This window comes from Carnobacterium sp. (genome assembly GCF_032094055.1).
Classification (GTDB): domain Bacteria; phylum Bacillota; class Bacilli; order Lactobacillales; family Carnobacteriaceae; genus Carnobacterium_A.
The window spans coordinates 11,124-11,660 of the sequence record NZ_DAMDAK010000082.1 but is presented as its reverse complement, the minus strand read 5'-3'; the positions used below and the strand labels follow the sequence as shown (position 1 = coordinate 11,660).

Below are 537 nucleotides of genomic sequence, written 5' to 3'. Positions count from 1 at the left end.
CTACTCGTCCTGATACTTTATTTGGAGCTACTTATTGCGTGTTAGCACCTGAATTAGATTTAGTAGAAAAAATTACAACAGCAAAACAGAAGGCAGAAGTTAAGGCTTATATTGAAAAAGTGAGTTTAAAAAGTGATTTAGATCGAACAGATTTAAGCAAAGAAAAAACTGGAGTATTTACAGGAGCTTATGCGATCAATCCCGCTAATGGGGAAAAAATGCCTATCTGGATCGCTGATTATGTTTTAGCTTCATATGGGACAGGTGCAATTATGGCCGTTCCAGCTCATGATCAACGAGATTATGAATTTGCTAAAACATTTGATCTGGCTATTGTTCCAGTTTTAGAAGGCGGAAATATCGAAAAAGAAGCTTTCCAAGAAGACGGTCCACATATTCATTCTGATTTCTTAAATGGATTAGACAAAGAAGCTGCGATTGTTAAGATGAATGAATGGCTAGAGGAAAAGGGTGTAGGAAAACAAGAGACTACTTATCGATTACGTGACTGGTTATTTGCGCGTCAACGGTATTGGG

Annotated in this window: 1 pseudogene; it reads left to right on the top strand. The window is 37.4% G+C overall.

Annotated elements, in window-relative coordinates:
* Window positions 1–537: pseudogene (locus RT405_RS11110) on the top strand (leucine--tRNA ligase); the annotation flags it as partial.